Below are 24247 nucleotides of genomic sequence, written 5' to 3'. Positions count from 1 at the left end.
CATGGCGAGGGCCCGAGCACGGATCACCGCGTTCCTGCTCGCCCTCGGCGTACTGGCCGGGGCCACCGTTCCCTGGCCGCTGTTCGGCGCGACACCGGCCGCGGCAGCACCGCCGGTCAGCGCGCAGGCCCGGGCCGAGCTGTGCACGACCGCCGAATGGCAGGCTGACTTCCGCGCCTGCGTGAAGAAGCTCCAGCAGGTCGCCGAGTCCGAAGCGAACTGCTGGAAGCCGCCGACTCCGACCGCACCGGATTCCGGGCTTGCGGGCTGGTTCGCGTCGCGCCCGGAGTCCTCGAAGCAACCAGGGCCGAAGGGCTACTACACCGACTACGGCTACGCCGGTTACGGCTACACCACCTACCGGGTCGAGGGTGGATGCGCCTCGTCGGTACTGCATCCGGACTACAAGTTCAGCAACACCGTCGCCAACGGCGAGTTCATGGTCGCCACCGCGATCGTCGGCGCCTCGAACGCTCTCCGGGAGCGCGCCTGGGACCCCAGCTCGATGTGGAAGTGGGCTGACCCCCTCGTCGAGCAGGCAACGAAGGCTGTCTACCAGAAGGTGTTCAGCGTTTTCGGCATCATGACGCTTTGCGTTGTCGGTCTCTACCTGTTGTGGCGCTCCCGCCAGTCGGACATGAGCAATGCCATGACCACAGCCGGCTGGGCCCTGCTGGTCATGGTGGCTGTCACCGCGCTGGCGGCGTGGCCGGTCAAGTCCGCCAACGTCGCGGACGGCACACTCGTGACCACTCTCGGGGTGGTACACGATGCCGTCGGTCCAGCCTCGAAGGACATCCCGCCTGAGAAGTGCGCTGTTCCGAACCCGGACGCCTGTGTTGACAAGCGACCGCCCGCAGTCCGCGCGAGCGATACAGCTACCGAAGCGATGCTGTATCGGAACTGGCTGCGGGGTGCGCTCGGCTCTGCGGACAGCGAGACGGCCAAGAAGTATGGTCGCGCGCTCTACGATGCGAAGTCGCTCAACTGGGACGAGGCGGAGTCCATCCGGAACAACCCCGCCACCCGCAGTGTCATCATCAAGGCCAAGCAGCAGCAGTGGATGACGGTGGCCGCGCAGATCGAGCGCGAGGATCCGGAGGCGTACGAGTACCTCCAGGGAGTCCGGGACATGGACCGGATCGGCGCCGGGTTCATCGCGGTGCTCGCGTCGGTGCTCTTCGCGATGTTCGACCTCACCGCGTCGCTGCTGGTGCTGCTCGGCTTCCTGATCTTCCGATGGGCCGTGATCGCGGCGCCGATTCTCGGCACGGTGGGGCTGCTCAGACCGGCGAGTGCCGGCCTGCGGCGTCTGGCGAACGCCGTGGTCGCCGCCGTCTTCAACATCGCCATCTTCGGCACCGGCGCCGCCATCTACCTGTTCGCGGTCGACCTCATCATGAGCACACCGACCCTGCCCGGTTGGCTCCAGGTGGTGCTGGTCTGGCTGTGTGGGGTGGTCGGCTGGCTGCTGCTCCGGCCCTACCGGCGGATCACCCAGCTCGGCGGCAAGGACAGCAGCGAGGCGGTCAGCTCCGCGGGCTCCTGGCATCGTCGCTTCTTCCGTGACATGCGCGTCGCGGCCCGTCTCGACGTGGCCGAGCCGGGCGGGACCGCCGAGCCGACCATGGGCCGCCGGAAAATCGTCGTGGCGGAGCAGCCCCGCCTGCGGCCCGAGGCGCGGCATGAGGACCCGGTGCATGCGAAGCCCGCTGGCACGGACCGCCAGCGGCCGGACGGTCGGGAAGGCGCCAAGGAGCCGCCGGAGGAGCGTCCGGAATCGTCCCGCCCCACCGCTCCCCGACCGCGCCGCCGCCAGCCCGCAACCTGGACGGAGCCGGACGTGCCGGAGGAGAAGCCGTCCTTCGTCATCTACCGGCCGGGCTCGACCGAGCGGAGCCCCGATCGACCAACGCCGCGGATCCGCTCCGAGGCGCGGTGAGTGCGATGCGACGGGCACTGGAGTTCCTGGTCACCCGGGTGCTGCGATCCCGGCTCGGCATCGCGCTGGCTCTGGCGGTGGTGGTCTTCGGGATCATCGGCGCCGCGCGACTCGTCGCCGGTCCCGGCGACCCCACGCTCGGCCTCACCAACCGGCCGAACGAGCCGATCACCACCGTCGAGCCGAGCGCTGGTGACGACGGCCTGGTGGGCAGTGCGAGCGACCCCACTCCGGTGACCCGACCCGGAGAGCTGACCCCCGAGCAGACGGCGGACCGATTCGTCGCCGCATGGCTGGGCAAGCCGGACATCACGGCAGCGCAGTGGCACGACGGGATGCGCCCGTTGTCCACACCGGAACTCACCGCGAAGCTGGCGGACGCGGTGCCGACCGAGGTCCCCGCGGGACAGGTGATCGACAAGGCCACCGTCCGGCCCCGCAGCGCGACGTTCGTGGAGGTGCTCGTGCCCCTCGACAGCGGCCGGCTCCGACTGGAGTTGGTGGCACCGGACGGGCAGTGGTTGGTCGACGCGGTGGACTGGGAGCAGGAATGAACGGCGAAACGGGTCGGCCTCGTCGGCGCCTCCGGCTCGGCGCCCTGTCCGTCGCGCTCACCGCCACCCTGGCGCTGCTCTGCTGCACCGGGGGCACGGCCGCCTTCTTCCTCACCGAGCTTGGCGGTGACTCGGCCGAGCAGATGACGCAGATGAGCGTCGAGTGCACCGGCGACTTCGAGGTCAACGTGACCGGACGGATGCCCCGACTGAGCCAGTACGGGGACGGCCAACTCCGCAACGCGGCCCGAATCATCAAGGTCGGGCAGGACATGAAGGTCCCGCCCCGCGGTTGGGTCGTCGCCGTGGCAACCGCGATGCAGGAATCCGGGCTGCGCAACCTGGCGAACCGCACCGTCGCCCAGTCGGGGGATCTGCCCAACGAGGGCGTGGGGGCCGACCACGACTCGGTGGGTCTGTTCCAACAGCGTGCCTCCTGGGGAAGCGTCGCCCAGCGGATGAACCCGGAGTACGCCGCCCGGAAGTTCTACGAGAAGCTGCTCACCGTCCAGGAGTGGGAGCGGCTGCCGCTCACCGTCGCCGCGCAGAAGGTACAGGTGAGTGCCTTCCCCGACGCGTACGCGAAGCACGAAACGCTCGCGGCCCAGATCGTCGACGCTCTCGCCGGTGGGGCCGCCCGCACCGCGTTGGTCGCCGGTCGTCAGACGTGTGACGCGGCCTCCGGACAGGAGATCGCGGCCTCCGGCTGGACCGCTCCCATCGCCGGCGGTGTCGGCTCCGGCTTCCGCACCGCCAGCCGTCCGGGGCACAACGGTGTCGACATCGGGGCCGGCAAGGGCACCCCCATCCACGCCGCCGCGTCCGGCCGGGTGCTGGTGTCGCGGTGCGACCCCGACAATGGCGGCGGTCTGAGCTGCGACGTCGACGGCTACCCGGGCAAGGGCGGGTGTGGCTGGTTCGTCGACATCCTCCACGCCGGTGACCTGATCACCCGCTACTGCCACATGGTGGAGAAGCCCCGCGTCAGCGTCGGTCAACACGTCGACGCCGGTGAGGTGATCGGCGAGGTCGGCAGCAGCGGCAACTCCTCCGGCCCGCACCTGCACTTCGAGGTGCACGAGAACGGAGACCGGAGCAGTGCCGGCGCCATCGACCCGGTGCCGTTCATGCGGACGCGCGGGGCGCCGCTGAGGCGTACGGGATGAGGCGCGAACCGCTGTGAACGAGCCGATGCCGGACCCCTTCGCGGATCATCCGGACTGGGCGCCACGACCGCCGCGACCCATCGAGATCGTGCCGGCCACCAGCCGGGTCGAGCTGCGCGGGCGGCGCGTCCTGGTCGGGCTTCCCGGCCTCGGTTGGCGGGGCGACCTGCGGGCCGACGACCGGGTGGTGCAGGGCAGCCGCACCTACGTCCCGATCATTCCGGAGCACGAGTGGTACCGCGCCGAAGCCGAACAGGTCGAGGTCTTCGCGCCACTGATCCCGGTCGAGCGGGTCTGGGTCGAGACGGTCGCCGACCGCCCACGCTCAAGCCCCAAGGCCGGTGATCCCAGATTCCGGTTGGTGTCACTGGACGGTCCCACGCATCCGGCGCCCACGCTGGTCATCGAGGCCGACTCGGTGGCCGGCCGCCGGGTCGTGCACATCGCGGACTCGGTGGAACGCCGGGATCTGCGTGCGGTGACCGAGACCTACTCGGGCGCCGAAGGAGACATCTGCGTGCGGGTCACGCCGGAAGAGGAGTGGTACCGGTGGGCCTGGCGGGGGCAGGCGCCGACCACGCTCGAAGTGCCGGTCCACCTGCTCTGGGTCGAGTAGAAACCTCAGCTCGCGAGTTGGGCGGTGCAGACCCCCCAGCCATCCTTCTGCCTAGTCTCGAACCGCCAACGCTGGCGGTCGCTTTGAGTGACGCCGTCGACTACGGCCGAAATGATTAGATCAACCTCGACAGTGGCTGTATCTCCCGACTGGCGAACATCTAAAGGGCCCCATCGAACCGAAAACTCTGTGTCGAACCGTCCTTCGCGCGACACGAGCTCATCGCGGAACATTCGCAGCCCGTCCAGATCTGCATCTCCCGCACAGGCAAAGCCTTCCGCCTTCGTATCGTTGCGGTCATTGAGGAATGCCTGGATGTAATTGGCCACCACCACATCGGGGGCGCTGCGGTCGGGGGCGGTGGCGCGGTCGTACAGCACGTAGCCGGCGATCCCGCCGCCGAGGCAGAGCAGCGCGAGCACGCCGGCCACGACGGTCAGCACGGTGCGGACGCGGCGGCGCGGACGTTCCGGTGTCGGGGTGGCCGGGGGCGGCGGCAGCTGCTCCGAGGGGGGCCGTTGCGCCGGGACCTGCGCGGGCGCCGGCGCCGGTGCCGGCGTGGGGACGCCGAGGGCTGCGGGCTGCCCGCTGGACACCTGGGAACCGGCGGGGGGCTGCACTGATTCCACCTCCTGAGGCTAGCGGTCTACCGCCCCGTACCCAATGGGTGAGTTGCGGCGGATCGTGACGGGCCGCTGCCGCCGGGTGAGATCTCCGACGACTTCCGCGCAGCGCCGCCCCACCTCCCGGAGGTGCGGCCCGACCTGGGATACCGTCTCTGCTCGGGGAGGGGTTGCCAGCCTCGGACTGAGGGGGTGGACGCGGTGGCCGGTCCGAAGGGACGTACGAACCGGGCCGCCGCTCTGCACCGTCGTGCCGCGGCCACCGCGACGGCCGCCGCCGGCATTCTGGACGAGACCCGACCGGCCCCGGCGGACCAGCGTCGGCAGTACGAGTTGGCCGACCGGCTGCGGTCGGTGGCGGCGCTGGTGGCACCGGGTTGGTCGGGTGCTCCTCTGGAGACGCTCACCGCCGACACCGCTCCCGGTGAGGGGCCACCGCCGTTCGTCCGGGTCGGCACGGCGGGTCCGCTGGACGACGCCCGCTTCCCGGCCCTGGTGCCCCTGGTCGGCACCGGTCACCTCGGCATCGACGCGGACGCCCGCGACCCGCGGGTGGGCGATCTGCTGCGGGCTGTGCTGCTCCGATCGCTGGGGGCGGCGCCGGCGGGCACGTTGCTGGTCCGGGCGGTCGACGCCGGCGGCACGACGTTCGCCCCGTTCGCCGTGCTGGCCGACGCGGGTCTGCTGCCACCGCCCGCGACGGACGTTCCCGGCCTGCGTGCCGTGCTGACGGAGGCGGAGCAGTGGGTGGCGCCGGGCGCGTCGGGTCGTCGCCGGCACGACCGGACGTTGCTGCTGGTGATCGCCGCCCTGCCCGAGTCGACGGGTCCGACCGACCTGGCGCGGATCGAGGCGCTGGCTGAGCAGGGGCCGTCGGCCGGGCTGCACCTGGTGGTCGCCGGTTGGGCGGGCACCGGTCAACACGGCGGCGGGACGGGCACCGGGCCGCACGCCGGTCGGTCGCCGCTGCCGCGGGCTACGACGCTGTCGATGCGCAACGCGTACGCGCTGCTGGGCGACCCGCCGGGCGCCTCGTTCTGTGGTCCCGGCGCGGACCCGGGCGGGCTGAACTCGCCGGTGTTCGTCGAGGCGGACCCGCCGGCCGAGCTGATCGACACGGTGTGCCGGCGGCTCGCCGCGCAGATCGAGGCGGGGTCCCGGCTGGCCCTGGCCGACCTGCTGCCGGCGACGGGTGGCGAACGCTGGTCGGGTGACTCGACGGACGGGTTGACCACGACGGTCGGCGACGCCGGCGGGCGGCCGGTGTCGCTCGGGTTCACCGAGCTGACGCCGCACTGGCTGGTCAGCGGCCGGTCGGACGCGGCGCGATCGGCCTTCCTCACCACCGCGCTGCTCGGCCTGACCGCCCGGTACGGGCCGGACGAGTTGGCGCTGTACCTGGTGGACCTGGCGGAGGGCGAGTCCTTCGTGGAGTTCCTCCAGACGGAGCGGGACCGTTCGTGGATCCCGCAGGTGCGGGCCGCCGCGATGACCGCCGACCGGGAGTATGTGCGGGACCTGTTCGACCAGCTGACGGCGGAGGTACGCCGCCGGGAGGACGCCGGCCGGCGGGCGGGTGGGCAGCGCTTCGCCGAGCTGCGTCAGCACTGCGGCCTCCCCCGGATCGTGTGCGTGGTCGACAACCTGCCGCTGGTCTTCGCCGAGCGGGACCGGCTGGCCGGCGACATCGCCGCACGCCTGGACGGGCTGGCCCGGGCGGGCCGGGCGTACGGCGTACATCTGGTGCTGGCCGGCGCCGGCGAGATGGGGCTGGCGGGGCGTTCGGAGGCCGGGCACCGGGACTCGCTGCTCGGCCAGTTCCCGGTCCGGGTGGCGCTGCCCGGCGGCGGCGCGGTGCTGGAGCCGACGAACGATTCGGCCGCCGGCCTGCCGGTCGGCAGCGCGGTGGTGAACACCGCCGGCGGCCTGGGTGGGCCGCGTGGGGCGGTCCGGGGTCACGAGCGGCTGGTCCGCCACCCGGACCCGCACGACGAGCCGGAGGCGGTGGAGCGGCTGCGGCACGAGCTGTGGTCGGCGCGGCCGGAGGGCTCCTCGCCGCCGGTGGTTTTCGCCGGCTGGGCCCGGCCGCTGCTGCGCAACGACCCGCGCTACCGGGCCGCGGTCGCCGGACAGGCACTCGCGCCGGCCGCCCTGCTGGGGCGGGCGGTGGATGTGGCCCGGTCGACGGTGGTCGTCCCGTTGGGGCCGGCGGCGGGCCGCAACCTGGCGGTCCTGGGTCCCGGCCCGGAGGCGGCGCGACTGCTGGCGACGGCGGCGCGGAGCACCGCCGCGCACCATCCGGCGGGCGCGGCCCGGTTCGTGGTCAGCGCGCCGGACCCCGCGTACGGTGCGCTGGCCGAGGAGTTGACCGCGGAGCTGGGCGCGCGGCACCCGGCGACGATGGTCGACCTCGGCGATCTGCTGGACGCCGCCGACGACGACGAGCCGACCTACGTGGTGGCGTTCGGGCTGGACCGGGCCGGCGCGGAGGAGCTGCCGACCGAGCGGCTGCGGGCGCTGCTGCACGAGGGACCGTCGGCCGGCCGGCACCTGCTCGGCTGGTGGCGGGTGGTGCCGCCGTTCGCGGCGCTGCTGGGCCCGGAGGACGCGGTGGACAAGCTCGCCGCCGTCGCCGCCGTGGATGTGCCGGGCGCCCAACTCGCCGCCGTCTTCCACCGTCCCGTCGAGTGGCGGCCCCGCCCGGCTCGGGTGGTGCTGTGGGACGGACCGGACGAGCAGGGCGTCGTCCTGGTGCCGTTCGCGGAGGAGGGGACGACGGCGTGAGCCGCGACGAGGGGACGAGGGCATGAGCGGCGACACGCGTACGTCGACGGCCGGTGCGGCCGCCCGCGACGGCCGTCCCGGACCCAGCGGGCCCGGCCGTCAGCGGACGCCCGGGAACCGGGAGTCGGCGCCGCCGGCCGCGACACCCGAGGCGGCCCTGGCCGCCTGGCAGGACTACCTGGCCGCCGCGCGGCAGCTCGACGGGGTACGCCGGGCCGCCGCGTCCGCCGCGGGCGAGCAGGCGCGGTCGGTGCAGGCGGCCCGGGAGGAGCTGACGGAGGTACGCACGCAGCTCGCCGTGCAGCAGGCTCGGCTGCGGGAGCGGGGCGTGCCGGCGATCTCGCTGGTGCCGTCCCCACCGGAGCTGACCGAGGCGACCCGGTCGATGGCCGGTGGGCCGGCGACCGTGCTGGCCGCGCTGCGGGTTGCGCGGGGTCGGGCCGACGCGGCGGACGCGGCGCTGGTCGCGCGGCACCCGCTCCGTCCGGCGAGTTGGGCCGCACGCCCGCGCAACCTGCTGGTGTACGGGCCACTCGCGCTGGTCGTACCGGTGATCCAGGTGCTGGTGTACGTGGCGACCGGCCCCGGGCCGGCGAGCGTCGCCGCGCTGATCTGCGGGCTGCCGATGCCGGCGGTGGCCTTCGTGGCCGGCTGGGTCGGCGTGGGACGACTGTTCCGCGGGCGGCCGGGTGGGCGCCCGGACCGGACCTCCCGGTTTGGCGCCCTGGTCTGCCTGGTGCCGGCGGTTCTGGTCACTGCCGGGCTGCTGCTCGCCCTGCTGTCCGGCTGACCCGGACGGCCTCTGCGGCGCGGCACCACCCCGGCACGGCGAAACGGCCGGCGGACCGGTCAGCGCCGGTCCACCGGCCGCACCGGTAGGTGGTGGGTCAGCGGGGCAGGATCAGGGCCATCGCCTCGGCCCGCGACTTCGCGTCGTTCTGCAGGGTGCCGCGGACGGCCGAGGTGATCGTCTGCGCGCCCGACTTCTGGATGCCGCGCATCGCCATGCACATGTGCTCGCACTCCAGCACGACGATCACGCCGCGCGGTGCGAGCTTGCTCATGAGCAGGTCCGCGATCTGCGAGGTGAGCCGCTCCTGCACCTGGGGCCGGCGGGCGTACACCTCGACCAGCCGGGCGAGCTTGGACAGCCCGGTGATCCGGCCGTCCGGGCCCGGGATGTAGCCGATGTGGGCGCTGCCCCGGAACGGAAGCAGGTGGTGCTCGCAGAGGCTCATCACGTCGATGTCCCGGACGAGCACGAGCTCCTGGTGGTTGGCCTCGAAGGTCGTGCTGAGCACCTGGGCCGGGTCGACGCGCAGACCGGCGAAGAGCTCGGCGTACGCGCGGGCGACCCGGGCCGGGGTCTGGCGGAGGCCGTCGCGGTCCGGGTCTTCGCCGACGGCGATGAGGATCTCGCGGACGGCCTTCTCGATCCGGGGCAGGTCGACGCTGTCCTCGACCGGCCCACCGGTGAGCTTGCCGTTGATCAGCCGGGCGGCGATGTAGTCCAGCGCGTCGTCGCCCGGTTCGGTCGCGGAGGCGGCCAGCCCCCCGTCGAGGGAGCTGGCCGCCGGGTTCGTACTCAGTGCGTGCCGTCCGAGTTGTTGGACGAGGTGCCGCCGACGCCCGCCTGGGCCCCGTCGGCCTGGGCCTGCGCCTTGAGCGCCTCCTTCTCCGCCGGGGTGAGAACCGGCGGCTCGGTGGAGGGCTGACGCTTGCCGAAGCCGTTGTACGGCGCCATCGGCGGCCGCTTGGCCACCCGGGCGCAGATCCGGGCCATGTCGGCCGTGGAGAGGGTCTCCTTCTCCATCAGCTCGAGCACGATGTTGTCCAGGACGTCCCGGTATTCCACCAGGATCTCCCAGGCCTCGTCGTGGGCCAGCTCGATCAGGGCCCGCATCTCGCCGTCGATCTCGGCGGCCACCGCGTCGGAGTAGTCCCGCTCGTGGCCCATGTTGCGGCCGAGGAACGGCTCGTCCCCGCTGGTGCCGTACTTGATCGCGCCGAGCTTCGAGCTCATGCCGTACTGCGTGATCATGGCGCGGGCCAGCTGCGTGGCCTTCTCGATGTCGTTGCCGGCACCGGTGGTCGGCTCGTGGAAGACCAGCTCCTCGGCGGCCCGGCCGCCCAGCGCGTACGCCAGGGTGTCGATCATCTCGGCCCGGGTCTGGGTGTACTTGTCCTCCGTGGGCAGCACCAGGGTGTGGCCCAGCGAGCGACCGCGGGACAGGATCGTCACCTTGTGCACCGGCGCGGCGTGCGGCAGCGCCCAGGCGACCAGCGCGTGCCCACCCTCGTGGTACGCGGTGATCTTCTTCTCCTGGTCGCTCATCACCCGGGTCCGGCGCTGCGGACCGGCGATCACCCGGTCGATCGACTCCTCCAGGGAGTCATTGGTGATCGCCCGCTGGCTCTTGCGGGCGGTGAGCAGCGCGGACTCGTTGATCACGTTGGCCAGGTCGGCGCCGCTGAAGCCCGGCGTGCGCCGCGCCACCGCGTCGAGGTCGACGTCCGGCGTGAACGGCTTGCCCTTGGCGTGCACCCGCAGGATGGCCTTGCGGCCCTCCATGTCGGGGGCGTCCACCGGGATCTGCCGGTCGAACCGGCCCGGGCGCAGCAGCGCCGGGTCGAGGATGTCCGGCCGGTTGGTGGCGGCGATCAGGATGACGCCGCCCTTGGTGTCGAAGCCGTCCATCTCGACGAGCAGCTGGTTGAGGGTCTGCTCGCGCTCGTCGTGGCCGCCGCCCATGCCGGCGCCACGGTGCCGACCGACGGCGTCGATCTCGTCGACGAAGACGATGGCCGGCGCGTTGGCCTTGGCCTGCTCGAACAGGTCGCGGACCCGGCTGGCGCCGACACCGACGAACATCTCGACGAAGTCGGAACCCGAGATGGAGTAGAAGGGCACCCCGGCCTCGCCGGCGACCGCGCGGGCCAGCAGCGTCTTACCGGTTCCGGGCGGGCCGAAGAGCAGCACGCCCTTCGGGATCTTGGCGCCCAGGGCCTGGTACTTGGCCGGGTTCTGAAGGAAGTCCTTGATCTCGTGGAGCTCCTCCACCGCCTCCTCGGCACCCGCGACGTCCGCGAAGGTCGTCTTCGGCGTGTCCTTGGTGATCATCTTCGCCTTGGACTTGCCGAAGTTGAGCACCCGGGAGCCGCCGCCCTGCATCTGCGACATGAAGAACAGCAGCAGCAGCACGAGCAGCACGATGGGGAGCAGGTTGACCAGCAGGCTCACCCAGATGCTGTCGGACGACACCTTGGTGTCGGCGGGACCGGTGACCCGGTTGGCCGCCTTGGCCTCGAGGACCTCGTTCCAGACCTCGTCGCCCACCTCGAACGGGAACTGGGCCTGGATCTTGTCGGTCGTGGTGTCGCCGAACTTGGTCTTCTGCGCCAGGTCGAGCTGGAGCGTCTGCTCCTTGTCCTGGAAGACGACCTTGTCGATCTTGGCGGTGTGAAGCTGGTCAAGCGCAACGGAAGTGTCCACCCGGTGGTAGCTGGGACCCGAGGTGAACAACTGACTGAGCACAACGGCGCCGAGGATGACCAGGATGATCCAGACCACCGGTCGGCGGAAGAAACGCGTACGTTCCATGCTGTTGTCGGGCACCGGGGCGCCCGCATCCTCCTGATCGACGTCCTGACCGTCTGATTGGTGTCGCCGCCTGCGGCGGCGGCCGGAGCCGCCGTGCGGGCCGGCCTCGACCCCGAAGCGCGACAAGTGCCGCGCTGCGGTCATTCGACGGTACACCGTGTGCGCGCGGAGTGAGCTTGCGAGCCCCGCACTCGGCGCACCTCGTGCATCGACGGTGCGTACCGGTCGCGGGGCCCGCCAGCCGCGCCGATGCGTACGGCGGGACCGGGCGGGACCGGCGTGGCGGGGAGTCCGGCCCGGCCACCTGCGAACACCCGGTCACGCGGTCGAGGGGCCGGACGCGGAAGAGCCTCCGCGCCACCGTCCTACACGGTAGTCGGAAGAGCTGAGAGTCCGCTGAACGTCGGCTTGATGAACGCCGATACGAGGATCGCTCAGGAGCGGGCGTAGACGTCCGGCTTGAGCACCCCGACGTAGGGCAGCTCCCGGTAACGCTCCGCGAAGTCCAGCCCGTAGCCGACGACGAACTCGGTCGGGATGTCGAAGCCGACGTACTTCACCGGGACCTGGACCTTGATCGCGTCCGGCTTGCGGAACAGCGCGACCACCTCGACGCTCGCCGCGGAGCGCGACTCCAGGTACCGCAGCAGCCAGGAGAGGGTGAGGCCGGAGTCGACGATGTCCTCGACCACGACCACGTGCCGGCCGGCGATGTCCCGGTCCAGGTCCTTGAGGATGCGGACCACGCCGGAGGAGCTGGTGCCCTGGCCGTACGAGGAGACCGCCATGAACTCCAACTCGGCGGGGGGCCCGCTGCGACCGAGCGCCCGGGCGAAGTCGGCCATGAACATGACCGCACCCTTGAGGACGCACACCAGGAGGAGCCCGTCCTCGACGTGGGCGTAGTCCGCCGAGACCTGCTTGGCCAGCTCGGCCGTCTTCTCGCGGATCTGCGCCTCGGAGATGATCACGTGGTCGATGTCGGCGTCGTACCAGGAGCCGTCAGCCATGACTCCTAGCCTGCCGTACGTCCACCGACCTCCGTCGGCGGGGCCGCCCCTTTTGGCGCGGTCCCGCCGCGAATTTTTGCCGCAAATCAGGACCAACGACATCAGCAGGTACGGGACTGCCAGCGGTGACCGTCGTCGGTCGGCTTCCAGTCAGCCGAGTCGCGGCTGTCGGCGGTGAGGCCGGTCGCCGAGGCGACGGCGAGGAGGACGAGGAACAGGAGAAGGAACAGAAACTCCATGGCGGCGCTCGCTTTCGCATGGTTGATGACCATTTCGCCGCCGGTGCGCACCGGACTTGACCCAAGTCTGCGCCGATCCAATCCCACCGGACAGTGGCAGTAATGCCATCACCCATCGATTTCCTGCCATTCGATGGGTTACCCTCGTCACATGCTCCGGTCGGTTGCCGTCCTCGCCCTCGACCAGGTCGCCGCCTTCGAGCTCGGCGTCCTCGCCGAGGTCTTCGGCACCGACCGGACGGCTGACGGCTTCCCCGCCTACCGCTTCCACGTCTGCAGCCCGAACGGCGACCCGGTCCGCACCGCGTCCGGCTTCCAGCTGGTCCCGCACGCCGACCTCGCCCCGCTGGAGGACGCCGACCTGGTCGCGGTGCCCGCCCACAATCAGCGGGACGCCCCCGATGCCGTGCTCGACGCGCTGCGGCGCGCGGACGCGCGGGGCGCGCACGTGCTCAGCGTCTGTTCCGGCGCCTTCCTGCTCGGCGCGGCGGGGCTGCTCGACGGCCGCGACTGCACCACCCACTGGCGCCACGTGGACGAGTTGCAGCGGCTGCACCCGCTTGCCCGGGTGCAGTGCAACTCGCTCTACGTCTCCGACGGCCGGCTGCTGACCAGCGCCGGCACCGCGGCCGGCATCGACGCCTGCCTGCACCTCGTCCGGCAGGAGCACGGCTCGGCCACCGCCACCCGGCTGGCCCGCCGGATGGTCGTCCCCCCGCACCGCGACGGCGGCCAGTCCCAGTACGTCGAGGCGCCCATCCCCAGGGCACCCGAGGCGCCGACCCTGGAGCCGGTGCTGGAATGGCTCATGGGGCACCTGGACCGCCCGGTGACCGTGGATGACCTGGCCGCCCGAGCCGGCATGGCGCCCCGCACGTTCGCCCGCCGGTTCCGGGCCGAGACCGGCACGACGCCGCACGACTGGCTGACCAACCAGCGGGTGCTGCTGGCCCGGCGGCTGCTGGAGGAGACCCGGCTCAGCGTGGAGGCGGTCGCCGACCAGGTGGGCTTCGGCGACGCCGCCGCCCTGCGGCACCACTTCACCCGCCGGGTCGGCGCCACCCCGCACACCTATCGGACGACCTTCCGCGACCGCAGCCACGCCGTCTGACGGCCGGAACGGCTCGCGGACGGCGGCTCGCGGACGGCGGCCGCCGGGGCGCACGGTGGGCCGGACAGCCGGCCCCGACGTCAGGCCGGGTCGGGGCCGAACAGCCGGTCGGCGCGGCGGAGCACCCGCCGGCCCCCGGGCAGGTAGGCGGCGCCCTGTCCCCGCCAGTCGCTGACCAGCGCCTCCAACGCGGCGACGTGCCGGTGCGAGAGCGCTCCGGGCGTGGCGCCCAACTCGCGCGCCCAGGCGTGCAGCACCCGGCCGCGCACGGCCGGCACGAGGGCGGCCAGCGCCGGCACGGCGAGCCCGCCGTCCGGGTGCCGAGCCTCCGCGAGCGCGGCGTCGGCCAGGTCGTCGAGGGCCGCGGCGTCGGCTGCGGCCAGGGCCGCGGTGCGGGCCAGCCCGTCCAGGACCCCCGGCCCGAGCGCGTCGACCAGCACCGGCAGCACGTCGGCACGCACCCGGGCGCGGGCGTACGCGGGGTCGCTGTTGTGCGGGTCCTGCCACGGCTCCAGCCCGAGCACGGCACACGCCGCCCGGGTCTGCTCGCGGGTCACCGCCAGCAGGGGGCGCAGCAGCGGCACCCCGGAGAGCTCACGCCGGGCGGGCATGCCGGCCAGACCACGCGGGCCGGACCCCCGCGCCAGCGCGAGCAGCACGGTCTCGGCCTGGTCGTCGCGGGTGTGACCGGTGAGCAGCGCGGCCGCCCGATGGCGTACGGCCGCCGCCACCAGCGCCTCGTAACGCGCCTCCCGGGCCGCCGCCTCCGGCCCGCCCGGCCGCCCGGCGACCGCCACCCGGACCGACTCGACCGGGGTCAGGCCCACGTCGTCCGCCCAGGCCGCCACGGCGGCGGCCCGCTCGGCGGAGCCCTCCTGGAGGCCGTGGTCGACGGTCACCAGGCCGGCCCGCCGGCCGAGCCGCGGGGCGACGAAGGCGGTGGCCGCGGCCAGCGCGAGCGAGTCCGCGCCTCCGGAGCAGGCGACCAGCACCGGCCCGTCGCCGGGCAGGCCGGTCAGCGCGCGGCGGACCGCCGTCCGGACGGCGGCGACCGGCGGGGCGAGTGCGGCCACGGGGTGCGGTCAGCCGGTGGCCTGGACCGGGCCGACCGGCCCGTGGACCCGCGCGACCCACGCGTCCGGGTCGCCGAGCTCCTCCAGCCGGGGCAGGGTCAACGGGGAGCCGAAGATCTTGTTGAAGCCCTCCATGCCGACGCGCTCGACCACGCCGTGCACGAACTTGCGGCCCTCGGCGTACTGGCGCATCTTGATGTCCACGCCGAGCAGCCGGCGGATCGCCTTCTCCAGCGGGTTGCCGGCCTCGCGGCGGCGGTTGAAGGCCGCCCGGATCCGGTCGACGCTCGGGATGACCTCGGGGCCTACCCCGTCCATCACGAACTCGGCGTGCCCTTCGAGCAGCGTCATCAGCGCGGTAAGCCGGTCCAGCACGGCCCGCTGGGCCGGGGTCTGGACGATGTCCAGCACGCTGGTGCGGCTCTCCGGGTCGCGGATCGCGTCGGAGAGGGTGGCGACGCCGCGCCGCAGCCGTTCCAGGAGGTGCTCGTTGCCGGACGAGGCGTCGACGAAGGCCTGCACCTCGCCGAGGAAGTACGCCCGCATCCACGGCACGGCCGTGAACTGGGTCCGGTGGGTCACCTCGTGCAGGCACACCCAGAGTCGGAAGTCACGGGGGTCGGCGCCGAGCTTCCGCTCCACCTCGACGATGTTCGGCGCGACCAGCAGCAGCTGACCGGGGTCGGAGGAGAAGACCTCGTACTGGCCGAGCACCCGGCCGGACAGGTAGGCGAGCACCGTGCCGGCCTGGACGCCGGTGAGCCGCGAACCGATCGCCTCGGTGATCGCGCCGGGCCGCTTGTCGCCGGTGAGCCGGCTGACCAGAGGGCTGATCACCTCACGCAGGCCGTCGATGTTGGCGGCCGCCCAGTCACGCCGGTCGACCACCCGCACCGGCGGGTGGGTGACCTGGGCCCGCAGGCCGGTGTAGTCGGCCACGTGCCCGGCCGCCTCGTCGGTGAGCCGCCGCAGGTCGCCGACCACGTTGGTGGCCTCCGCGTACGTCACCTTGGGGCCCGACTTGCCCAGCGCCCCCGCGGTCGCGGCGGCCAGATCCCAGTCCACGAACTGCGCCATGCACCCACCGTACCCGCGTGGGAACACACCGGCCGGGGCTCGCGGCGGGCGATCGACACCGATCCCCGCCGATCCCGGTGGACGCGGCCGTCGAGCCCCGCCGGTCGGCAGTCGGCGACCGGGTCGTACCCGGCGCGGTCAGCGGCAGCCGCAGCCGGCGAGCGCGGCGGCGATCCGGTCCAGCGCGACCCGGGCCGGGTCGGTGCCGCCCTCGGGAACATCGTCGGTGAGCACGGCGAACGTGAGCAGGCGTCCGTCGGCCGTGGTGAGCGTGCCGGCGATGGCGCTCACCCGGCTCAGCGTCCCGGTCTTGGCCCGGACGACGCCGGCGCCGGGCTTCGTGCCCGTGGACCCGTAGCGGTCGCCCAGGGTGCCCGACCAGCCGCCGACCGGCAGGCCGCCGAAGATGGCGGCCAGCTCGGGGTGCTTGCCGCTGCCGGCGAGCGTGATCAGGTCGGTGAGCAGCGACGGGCTGATCCGGTTGGTGCGCGAGAGACCGCTGCCGTCGGCGAGGGCCAACTCGTCGGCGGGCAGGCCCAGCTCACCGGCGACCGCGTCCATCGCGGCGGCGGCGCCGGTGAACGAGGCGGGCTGGTTGCGGGCCAGCGCGACCTGTCGGGCCAACGCCTCGGCGATGATGTTGTCACTGTCGGTGATCATGATGTCGACCAGGCGGACCATCGGCAGCGATTCGACCTTGCCCAGTTCCGCGCCCGGAGCGCCGGCCGCGGCACCCTCGCCGGCGGGCGCCCGTCCCGTGCTGACGGCACTGGTCGGCACGCCGAGCAGGCGGGCGAACGCGCGGCCGGCGGTGAGGGCGGGCTGGGTCACCCGCTGGGCGGCGTGTTCGCCGTTCTCGTGGTCCCTCTTCGCCTTCGGCACGTCGCTACGTGCCCCGTCGGTCATCAGGGCGGTGATCTGGGCGCCGTAGCCGCCGACCGGAATGTCCTCGTCCCAACCCGGTTCGAGGGTCGGGCCGGAGTAGAGCGACGAGTCGACGATGACCTTGGTCGGGGCGGTGCCGCCGAGGGCCTGCTTCACCTGGGCGGCCAGGTCGTCGAGGCGGGCCGCACCCGGGTAGAAGCCCTTCTGGTCGACCGCGAGCGTCGGGTCGCCGCCGCCGACGATCACCACCTCGCCCGGGTTCGGCCCGGCCACCGCCCGGGTGGGGATCCGGTAGCCGGGGCCGCGCGCGGCCAGCACGGTCACACCGGTCACCAGCTTCGTCACCGACGCGGGGACGGTGCCGTCGTCGGCGCCCTTGGCGAAGAGCGACTCACCGGTGGCGACGTCGGCGACCGACACGTTCACCCGGCCGCCGAGGGCGGCGGCCCCGACCAGCGGGTCCAGGGCGGCGCGGACGCCGTCGGCGGTGGGCAGCGGCGCGTTGGGATCGGCTCCGGCGAGCACGGGCGACGGCGACGGGTCGGGCCGCACGGCCGCGGCCTGCGGGCCGTCCTTGTCGCCGGCACCCAGCCAACCGGCGACCGGGCCGGGGCGGAGCACAGCGACGCCGACGCCGGCCAGCACGAGCAGCAGCACCACGGCGAGCACCACGGGCAGGCGGCGCCGCCGAGGTGAGCCGCCGGCCGGGTCGGGCCCAGCCGGCGGGGCGCTCACCGGACCACCACCGGCGTAACCGGGTGTGGGGCCGGACCCGGACGGGCCGACCTGGGCGCGGCCGCTGGCCTGCGGTCCCGCGGCACCGGCCGGCGCGTAGCCACGGTCGACCGGACGGTGGATCGGATTCGGGCCGGCGGGCGCGGGGCTGGTCGGGATCCCGGAGGTCGGCGCCGGCCCGGAGGTGGGCGCGGCCGCCGGATAGGTGGGCGGCGTCATCGGCCGATCGGGCCCGAGGACGGGAAATCGACCCTGGCCCGGGCGAGCCGGCGTGTCCCGCGGCGGTTGCCAGGCTGGGAGTGGATTACCCTCGTCTGGGCGGGGTGGATGGGCTCCGGGGACCGATACGCGGCCGCTGGCACTGCCCGAACCAGATCGTCCCGTACCGCGTCCAGACCCCGCGTCCGGGCGGTAGTGTGAATCTTCCCTCCCCACGGCCCCCTCCTCCCCGTGTGAAAACCGGCCTGGGTGACACTACTTCGGTCCGAACACTATGCGGCGGCCGGAGCCGGCGGGTGGCTTTCACCTGTCCGGACGGCAGCCGGTGGTTCCGTTGGCCAGCGTGGGCAAACGAGGGAGCGTGCAGATGGATTTCGACGTCACGGTTGAGATCCCCAAGGGTCACCGCAACAAGTACGAGGTCGACCACAAGACCGGCCGGATCCGGCTTGACCGCACCCTCTTCACGTCGACCCAGTACCCGGCGGACTACGGGTTCATCGAGGGCACCCTGGGCGAGGACGGCGACCCGCTGGACGCCCTCGTGCTGGTGCCCGAACCGACCTTCCCGGGCTGCCTGATCCGGTGCCGCACCATCGGCATGTTCCGGATGACGGACGAGAAGGGCGGCGACGACAAGGTCCTCTGCGTCCCCTACGAGGACCCGCGCCAGGAGCACCTGCGCGACATCCACCACCTCGGTGAGTTCGACCGCCTGGAGATCCAGCACTTCTTCGAGGTCTACAAGGACCTGGAGCCGGGCAAGTCGGTCGAGGGCGCCACCTGGGTGGGGCGGACCGAGGCCGAGGCCGAGATCCTGGCGTCGTACCGGCGCGCCAAGGAGGCGGAAGAGCGCGGCGAGACCGCGCACTGACCGCGCCACGACTTCCGGAACGGGCCCGGGGGCCGCTCAGCCGAGCAGCCCCCGGGCCCGTTCGTAGAGGTCGAGCACCGCGCAGGCCACCGGCACGACCGCCACCACGAGGGCCGTGTCGGTCAGGTCGGCGACCCGACCGAGGTACGGGGAGACCGGCCGGCGGGCGTACGTGGTGCCGGCCACCACGGCCAGCAGGGCCACCGCCGCGCCCGCCCCGACGAGCACGAGCCGCCCGGCGCCGCCCGCGTGCCCGGCGAGCACCGCCCCGAGGACGGCGGACCCGACGAGGCCGGCGACCACCGGGGGCACCCGGTGCCGCACCGCCACGAAGAGCCGGGACCGGAGCAGCAGCACCCCGGCGGTGACCGCCACCAGCACCCGCCCCGCCGTCCCGCCGGTGGTCGCGAGCACGGCCGCCGCGACCGTCGCCAGCACCGCGTGACCGAGCAGCATTCCGGTCAGCGTCTCCTCGGTGCGGGCCACCGCCGCGTGGACCCGCCCACGGTCCGGAAGGTCGCGCACCGGCGTCCCGCCGTCGGACGGATCCGGCAGGGTGATCGGGGGCAGCGGGAGCTTGCCCAGGCGGATCGCCACCAGCGGGATCACCCCCACCGCGAAGACCAGCACGCAGAGCAGCACCGCCGCGGCGCCGGCCGGGCCGAGCAGCAGCCCGCCGAGCGCCGCCGGCACGCCCACCAGGCCGACCGTCGCGCCGGCCACGAACACCCGCAGGCGAGTGGCGACACCGAGCAGCCCGAGCACCGCCACCAGCAGCAGGGACGCCGCACCGGCCAGCAACTCCGGGGCGCCCACCCAGCGCAGGGGCCCGAACGGCCCGACCGGGTCACCGGAGCCGACCGCGAGAGCGCCGGCCGTGGCGGCGTAGGGCAGCGCGTAGCCGCCGAGGGTCGCGGCGGTCACGCCGTCGCCGTGCGCCCGGGAGGCGATGGTGCCGGCGACGACGAGCAGCACCGCCACGCCGAGCGCGCCGGGCCAGCCGACGCCGGCCCGTGGTCCGCCGCCGAGCAGGGCGAGCAGGCCCACGCCGAGCGGCACCGCCGCGCCGGCCAGGGCGGCGGCACGGGTGGCCGCCGGTGTCCACGCGCCGCCCCGGCGCCGGGCGCCGTCGGCGATCGCCTCCACCACGTCGTCGTACTCGAGCTCGGGCCAGTGCGCGCGGGCCGGTACCAGGTGCAGCACCTCGCCGTCGCGGACGCCCTGCGGCAGCAGCGCCTGGGCGGTCGACAGCGGTGCGCCGTCGGTGCGGCGGAGCAGCCACCCGCCGTGCCGCTCGCCGTCGTCGGCCAGCCCTTCCCCGGCGTGCCGGAGCACGTCGGGCAGCAGCTCGGCCAGCGGCACCTGCTCGGGCAGGGCGACGTCCAGCCGACGCCGCGGTGCGCTGATCGTGACGCGGGCCAGCCCGGTTGTCATCGAGGCTTCTCCATATCGAGCGCGATAGGTGGCTGCGCGGACGACAGGACTTTACCTACGATGAGCCAGCTTCGGGTTACCGAGCGTTCCGGGAGGGTCGGTGTCCACAGTCGTCATCAAGCGCCCGCCCCGACGGCCGGCGCCGGAGATCCCGGCCGGTGAACTGCCGGTCGAACCCCCGCCGGAGATCCCCGTCGGCACCGGCGGGCGCTGGCAGCAACTGCTCATGGTGCTGCCCATGCTGGGCGGCACGGTTGCGATGGCCATGATGTTCGGCCGGGGCGGCGGCGCGTACGCGTACCTGGTGGGCGGGATGTTCGGGCTCTCCTCGCTGGCGATGCTGGTGACCTCCTGGGGCAGCGCCTCCGGCACCCCGCGCAAGTCGGAGATGATGGCCGCCCGGCGGGAGTACCTGCGGCACCTGGCGGGGCTGCGGCGCCGGGTCCGGCAGACCGCCGGACAGCAGCGGGACGGGCTCTACTACCGGCACCCCGACCCGGGGCGACTCTGGTCGACCGTGGCGAGCCACCGGGTGTGGGAGCGCCGGCCGGCCGACCCCGATTTCGCGGTGGTCCGGGTCGCCGTCGGCCCGCAGACCCTGGCCACACCGCTCGTCCCGCCGGTCACCCGGCCGCTGGAGGAGCTGGAGCCGATGACCGCGGGCGCGCTGCGCCGCTTCCTCGACGCCTACTCGGTGGTGCCCGACCTGCCGGTGGCGCTCTCGCTGCGCAGCTTCGCCCGGGTCTTCGTCGCCGAGGCGCCGACCGTCGGGGCGGCGACGGTGGACGACGGGCGACCGGCGGTGGACGGGGGCCCGGCGCGGGGACAGGCCGCCCGCGCGCTGGTGCGCGCGGTGCTCACCCAGCTCGCGGTCTTCCACGCCCCGGACGAGCTGCTGGTCGCCGTCTGCGCCGGGCCGGAACGGCGGGCCGCCTGGGAGTGGGTGAAGTGGCTGCCGCACGTCCACCACCCGACCCGCACCGACGCCCTCGGCCCGGTCCGCCTGGTGGCCAGCTCCGCCACCGACCTGGAACGCCTGCTCGACGACGTGCTGGGCAACCGGTCCCGGTTCAGCCCGACGGGCGCGGCGACCGACGGGCCGCACGTCGTGGTGGTGCTCGACGGGGGCGACCTGACCGGGGCCACCGACCTGACCGGCGACGGCGGCATCGACGCGGTGACCGTCCTCGACCTGGACACCCCGCCGCCCCGACTGCTCGACCGGTACGCGCTGCTGCTGGAGCTGCGCGACGGGCGGCTGCACTCGTACTCGGTGGAGGGGCGCGCCGAGGTGGGCGTACCGGACCGGCTGGAGCCGGCCGACGCGGAGGCGGTCGCCCGGCGGCTCGCGCCGCTGCGCCTGGCCGGCGCCGCCCGCGGCCCGGACGCCCCGCTCGCCACCGACCTCGGGCTGCCCGACCTGCTCGGCCTCGGCGACCCGGAGGGCTTCACCGTCGAGCAGGGCTGGGCACCTCGGTCGGCCCGGGAGCGGCTGCGGGTGCCGATCGGGGTGGGCGCCGACGGGGGCGCCATCGAGCTGGACCTCAAGGAGTCCGCGCAGGACGGCATGGGGCCGCACGGCCTGCTGATCGGCGCGACCGGCTCCGGCAAGTCGGAGCTGCTGCGCACCCTGGTCCTCGGGCTGGCCGCCACGCACAGCTCCGAGCAGCTCAACTTCGTGCTGATCGACTTCAAGGGCGGCGCGACCTTCGCGTCCTTCGACCGGCTGCCGCACACCGCCGCCGTGATCACCAACCTGGCCGACGCGCTGCCGCTCGTCGACCGCATGGTCGACGCCATCAACGGCGAGCTGGTGCGGCGGCAGGAGCTGCTCCGCCGGGCCGGCAACTTCGCGAGCGTGCGGGACTACGAGCGGGCCCGGGCGGCCGGCAGCCCGCTCGCGCCGCTGCCGTCGCTGCTGCTGATCTGCGACGAGTTCTCCGAGCTGCTGTCGGCGAAGCCCGATTTCATCGACCTCTTCGTGCAGATCGGCCGGCTGGGCCGCTCGCTCGGCGTGCACCTGCTGCTCGCGTCGCAGCGCCTGGAGGAGGGGCGGCTGCGCGGGCTGGACACCCACCTGTCGTACCGGATCGGGTTGCGCACCTTCTCCGCGCTGGAGTCCCGCACGGTGCTGGGGGTGCCGGACGCCCACGACCTGCCCCGCACCCCCGGGCACGGCTACCTGCGCTTCGGCACCGAGCCGCTGGTGCGCTTCCGGGCCGCGTACGTCTCGGGGGCCCTGCCCCGCCACGGCCCCGCCGCCGGATCCGGCGCCGGTGGCGCGAGACGGCTGCTGACCTTCACCACCCACCTCGTGCCGGTGCCCGAGCCAACCACCACGCCCCCGCCGGAGACGGCGGAGGCGGACAGCCGGGGCAGCCTGCTCGACCTGCTGGTGGACCGGCTGGCCGGGCAGGGCCCACCGGCTCACCAGGTGTGGCTGCCGCCGCTGGACCGCCCGCCCGCGCTGGACGAGCTGCTGGGTCCGATCGTGGTCGACCCGGCCCGGGGCCTCACCACCGCCAACCCGGAGCTGCACGGCGCGCTCGGCGTGCCCGTCGCCGTCGTCGACCGGCCGTTCGAGCAGCGTCGGGACCTGCTCTGGCTGGCGCTGGACGGCGCGGCCGGGCACGTCGCCGTGGTCGGCGCGCCGCAGAGCGGCAAGTCGACGCTGCTGCGCACGCTGGTCTGCGCGCTGGCGCTCAGCCACACCCCGGCCGAGGCGCAGGTCTACTGCCTCGACTTCGGCGGTGGTGGGCTGGCCGCCCTGCGCGAACTGCCGCACGTCGGCGGGGTGAGCGGCCGGGCCGACCCGACCGCGGTCCGGCGCACGGTCGGTGAGGTGGCGACGCTGCTCGCCGAGCGGGAGCGCCGCTTCGCGGAGCTGGGCGTGGAGTCGATGGCGGCGTACCGGCGGCGTCGGGCCACGGCCACCGACCAGCCGACGTCCGACCCGTTCGGCGACGTGTTCCTGGTGGTGGACGGCTGGACGACGCTGCGCGCCGAGTACGACGACCTGGAACCGCTGATCACCGACCTGGCCACCCGGGGCCTGTCGTACGGGGTGCACGTGGTCACCACCGCGCTGCGCTGGTTGGACTTCCGCCCGGCGATCCGGGACCTGTTCGGCTCGCGGCTGGAGTTGCGCCTCGGTGACCCCGCCGACTCGCTGGTGGCCCGGCGGGCGGCGGCGAACGTGCCGGAGAAGTTCCCCGGCCGGGGCGTCACCGCCGAGAGCCTGCACTTCCTAACCGCGCTGCCGCAGCTCGCCGGATCCACAGCGGACACCGCCGGCCTGGTCAAGCAGGTCGCCGAGGCGTGGCCGGGGCGGCCCGCGCCGCGCGTACGGCTGCTCCCGCCGGTGCTCCCGTACGCGGAGCTGGACCTCACCGCGGCCGCCGGGCTGCGGCTGCCGGTGGGCATCGCCGAGGCCGACCTCCGCCCGGTGGCGCTCGACTTCGCCGTCGAGCCACATTTCGTGGTCTTCGGTGACGCCGAGTGCGGCAAGTCCTCGTTCCTGCGCGCGCTCGCGACCACGATCGTCACCCGGTTCACGCCGGAGCAGGCCCGGGTGATCCTGGTCGACTACCGCCGGAGTCTGCTCGGCGCCATCGAGTCGCCGCACCTGATCGGCTACGGCACGGCCGCCGCGCACACCGCCGACCTGGTGGAGTCCGCCGCCGGTTACCTGGCCCGCCGGATCGCCGGGCCGGAGGTCACTCCGCAGCAGTTGCGGGACCGGTCCTGGTGGTCCGGGCCGGAGCTGTTCGTGCTGGTGGACGACTACGACCTGGTGGCCACCGGCCCGACCAACCCGCTGCGCGCGCTGGAGGAGTACCTGCCCCAGGCCCGGGACGTCGGCCTGCACCTGGTGCTGGTCCGGCGCTCGGGTGGCGCCGGCCGTGCCCAGTACGAGCCGATCGTCCAGCGGCTCCGGGAACTCTCCACCGCCGGGCTGGTGATGGCCGGAAACCCGGAGGAGGGCGCCCTCGTCGGCCCGGCCCGGCCCGGACCGCTGCCGCCGGGCCGTGGTCGGCTGGTCACGCGCCGGGAGGGCGTACGCCTGGTGCAGCTGGCCCACCTGCCGCCTTCGTGACCGGTGTCGACGGATCGCCCCGAAGGGGGCGTGGGAACCGGTAATCTCGTCGTGGTTCTGTCCGGATGGAACGGCTGGGGATGTGACTGAGGCTCGGCACAGTTGCCCGACGGCGACGCGACGGATCGCCGGCCGGGCGCTGCTCGGCGTGGCGGCGACCGTCGTCACGCTCGCGGGTCCGGCCGTGCCGGCCGTCGCCGCCCCTACC

At 73.8% G+C, this 24247-nt stretch carries 18 protein-coding genes; 9 read left to right on the top strand and 9 right to left on the bottom strand.

Annotated features, from left to right (window positions below):
• The first annotated feature begins 1 nt into the window (after position 1).
• The 4 genes from GA0070620_RS23610 to GA0070620_RS23595 are packed head-to-tail and all read left to right on the top strand — an operon-like array spanning position 2 to position 4278.
• Positions 2-1942, top strand: coding sequence for an MFS transporter (locus GA0070620_RS23610; RefSeq protein ID WP_091594299.1), 1941 nt, complete (start codon positions 2-4; stop codon positions 1940-1942).
• Positions 1939-2496 (top strand): hypothetical protein, encoded by a 558-nt coding sequence (locus GA0070620_RS23605; protein ID WP_091594297.1) that lies wholly within the window; start codon positions 1939-1941, stop codon positions 2494-2496. Before GA0070620_RS23610 ends, GA0070620_RS23605 begins: the two co-directional genes overlap by 4 nt.
• Positions 2493-3662, top strand: a complete 1170-nt coding sequence (locus GA0070620_RS23600) for a M23 family metallopeptidase (protein WP_091594295.1) — start codon at positions 2493-2495, stop codon at positions 3660-3662. Before GA0070620_RS23605 ends, GA0070620_RS23600 begins: the two co-directional genes overlap by 4 nt.
• A gap of 13 nt (positions 3663-3675) precedes the next feature.
• The gene (locus GA0070620_RS23595) at positions 3676-4278 is read left to right on the top strand and encodes a hypothetical protein (protein WP_091594293.1); all 603 of its coding nucleotides are present in this window, start codon (positions 3676-3678) and stop codon (positions 4276-4278) included.
• A 5-nt stretch (positions 4279-4283) separates the two neighbouring features.
• Here the strand turns inward: GA0070620_RS23595 and GA0070620_RS23590 are convergent, their stop codons facing one another.
• Positions 4284-4898, bottom strand: a complete 615-nt coding sequence (locus GA0070620_RS23590) for a hypothetical protein (RefSeq protein WP_377520912.1) — start codon at positions 4896-4898, stop codon at positions 4284-4286.
• A gap of 195 nt (positions 4899-5093) precedes the next feature.
• Between GA0070620_RS23590 and GA0070620_RS23585 the strand changes: the two genes are divergently transcribed.
• Together GA0070620_RS23585 and GA0070620_RS23580 are read left to right on the top strand one after the other, a co-directional pair.
• The gene (locus GA0070620_RS23585; RefSeq protein WP_091594292.1) at positions 5094-7685 is read left to right on the top strand and encodes an FtsK/SpoIIIE domain-containing protein; all 2592 of its coding nucleotides are present in this window, start codon (positions 5094-5096) and stop codon (positions 7683-7685) included.
• A gap of 22 nt (positions 7686-7707) precedes the next feature.
• Positions 7708-8475 carry a hypothetical protein gene (locus GA0070620_RS23580; RefSeq protein ID WP_231921946.1) on the top strand — a complete coding sequence of 256 codons (768 nt, stop codon included), beginning with the start codon at positions 7708-7710 and terminating at the stop codon, positions 8473-8475.
• A gap of 97 nt (positions 8476-8572) precedes the next feature.
• Here the strand turns inward: GA0070620_RS23580 and folE are convergent, their stop codons facing one another.
• From folE to GA0070620_RS33025, 4 genes are all read right to left on the bottom strand, one after another.
• On the bottom strand, positions 8573-9235 hold the full coding sequence (gene folE, locus GA0070620_RS23575) for a GTP cyclohydrolase I FolE (protein ID WP_091594291.1): 663 nt from the start codon (positions 9233-9235) through the stop codon (positions 8573-8575).
• A 35-nt stretch (positions 9236-9270) separates the two neighbouring features.
• Complete coding sequence (gene ftsH, locus GA0070620_RS23570; RefSeq protein ID WP_091599262.1) at positions 9271-11286, bottom strand: ATP-dependent zinc metalloprotease FtsH; 2016 nt, start codon at positions 11284-11286, stop codon at positions 9271-9273.
• A 434-nt stretch (positions 11287-11720) separates the two neighbouring features.
• Entirely contained in the window at positions 11721-12296 is a 576-nt protein-coding gene (gene hpt, locus GA0070620_RS23565; protein ID WP_091594290.1) for a hypoxanthine phosphoribosyltransferase, read from the bottom strand.
• Between the two features lie 101 nt (positions 12297-12397).
• Positions 12398-12535, bottom strand: coding sequence for a hypothetical protein (locus GA0070620_RS33025; RefSeq protein WP_172836488.1), 138 nt, complete (start codon positions 12533-12535; stop codon positions 12398-12400).
• Positions 12536-12686: 151 nt separating this feature from the next.
• Between GA0070620_RS33025 and GA0070620_RS23555 the strand changes: the two genes are divergently transcribed.
• Complete coding sequence (locus GA0070620_RS23555) at positions 12687-13646, top strand: GlxA family transcriptional regulator (RefSeq protein ID WP_091594286.1); 960 nt, start codon at positions 12687-12689, stop codon at positions 13644-13646.
• 80 nt (positions 13647-13726) lie between these two features.
• Here the strand turns inward: GA0070620_RS23555 and tilS are convergent, their stop codons facing one another.
• The 3 genes from tilS to dacB all read right to left on the bottom strand — a co-directional run bounded on the left by tilS (position 13727) and on the right by dacB (position 17635).
• Positions 13727-14719 carry a tRNA lysidine(34) synthetase TilS gene (gene tilS / locus GA0070620_RS23550; protein ID WP_091594284.1) on the bottom strand — a complete coding sequence of 331 codons (993 nt, stop codon included), beginning with the start codon at positions 14717-14719 and terminating at the stop codon, positions 13727-13729.
• 9 nt (positions 14720-14728) lie between these two features.
• Positions 14729-15796, bottom strand: coding sequence for a zinc-dependent metalloprotease (locus GA0070620_RS23545; RefSeq protein WP_091594282.1), 1068 nt, complete (start codon positions 15794-15796; stop codon positions 14729-14731).
• Positions 15797-15934: 138 nt separating this feature from the next.
• On the bottom strand, positions 15935-17635 hold the full coding sequence (gene dacB, locus GA0070620_RS23540) for a D-alanyl-D-alanine carboxypeptidase/D-alanyl-D-alanine endopeptidase (protein ID WP_172836487.1): 1701 nt from the start codon (positions 17633-17635) through the stop codon (positions 15935-15937).
• A gap of 367 nt (positions 17636-18002) precedes the next feature.
• Between dacB and GA0070620_RS23535 the strand changes: the two genes are divergently transcribed.
• Complete coding sequence (locus tag GA0070620_RS23535; protein ID WP_091599259.1) at positions 18003-18509, top strand: inorganic diphosphatase; 507 nt, start codon at positions 18003-18005, stop codon at positions 18507-18509.
• 36 nt (positions 18510-18545) lie between these two features.
• On the opposite strand, the gene eccD is transcribed toward GA0070620_RS23535, so the two are convergent.
• On the bottom strand, positions 18546-19943 hold the full coding sequence (gene eccD, locus GA0070620_RS23530) for a type VII secretion integral membrane protein EccD (protein WP_091594278.1): 1398 nt from the start codon (positions 19941-19943) through the stop codon (positions 18546-18548).
• A gap of 100 nt (positions 19944-20043) precedes the next feature.
• Here eccD and eccCa point away from each other — a divergent pair, with 100 nt between their 5' ends.
• Positions 20044-24039 (top strand): type VII secretion protein EccCa, encoded by a 3996-nt coding sequence (gene eccCa / locus GA0070620_RS23525; protein ID WP_091594276.1) that lies wholly within the window; start codon positions 20044-20046, stop codon positions 24037-24039.
• Positions 24040-24247 lie beyond the last annotated feature (208 nt).

The sequence above is a fragment of the Micromonospora krabiensis genome, assembly GCF_900091425.1.
GTDB lineage: Bacteria > Actinomycetota > Actinomycetes > Mycobacteriales > Micromonosporaceae > Micromonospora > Micromonospora krabiensis.
The sequence above is the reverse complement of the archived record's forward strand: the minus strand, read 5'-3'. Positions and strand labels throughout refer to the sequence as shown.

Excerpts from the sequence above, each read along its gene's own strand:
- GA0070620_RS23610 (WP_091594299.1), top strand. The coding sequence starts at position 2 with ATGGCGAGGGCCCGAGCACGGATCACCGCGTTCCTGCTCGCCCTCGGC.
- GA0070620_RS23600 (WP_091594295.1), top strand. The coding sequence starts at position 2,493 with ATGAACGGCGAAACGGGTCGGCCTCGTCGGCGCCTCCGGCTCGGCGCC.
- GA0070620_RS23580 (WP_231921946.1), top strand. The coding sequence starts at position 7,708 with ATGAGCGGCGACACGCGTACGTCGACGGCCGGTGCGGCCGCCCGCGAC.
- ftsH (WP_091599262.1), bottom strand. The coding sequence starts at position 11,286 with ATGGAACGTACGCGTTTCTTCCGCCGACCGGTGGTCTGGATCATCCTG.
- hpt (WP_091594290.1), bottom strand. The coding sequence starts at position 12,296 with ATGGCTGACGGCTCCTGGTACGACGCCGACATCGACCACGTGATCATC.
- GA0070620_RS33025 (WP_172836488.1), bottom strand. The coding sequence starts at position 12,535 with ATGGAGTTTCTGTTCCTTCTCCTGTTCCTCGTCCTCCTCGCCGTCGCC.
- GA0070620_RS23555 (WP_091594286.1), top strand. The coding sequence starts at position 12,687 with ATGCTCCGGTCGGTTGCCGTCCTCGCCCTCGACCAGGTCGCCGCCTTC.
- GA0070620_RS23545 (WP_091594282.1), bottom strand. The coding sequence starts at position 15,796 with ATGGCGCAGTTCGTGGACTGGGATCTGGCCGCCGCGACCGCGGGGGCG.
- dacB (WP_172836487.1), bottom strand. The coding sequence starts at position 17,635 with ATGACGCCGCCCACCTATCCGGCGGCCGCGCCCACCTCCGGGCCGGCG.
- GA0070620_RS23535 (WP_091599259.1), top strand. The coding sequence starts at position 18,003 with ATGGATTTCGACGTCACGGTTGAGATCCCCAAGGGTCACCGCAACAAG.
- eccD (WP_091594278.1), bottom strand. The coding sequence starts at position 19,943 with ATGACAACCGGGCTGGCCCGCGTCACGATCAGCGCACCGCGGCGTCGG.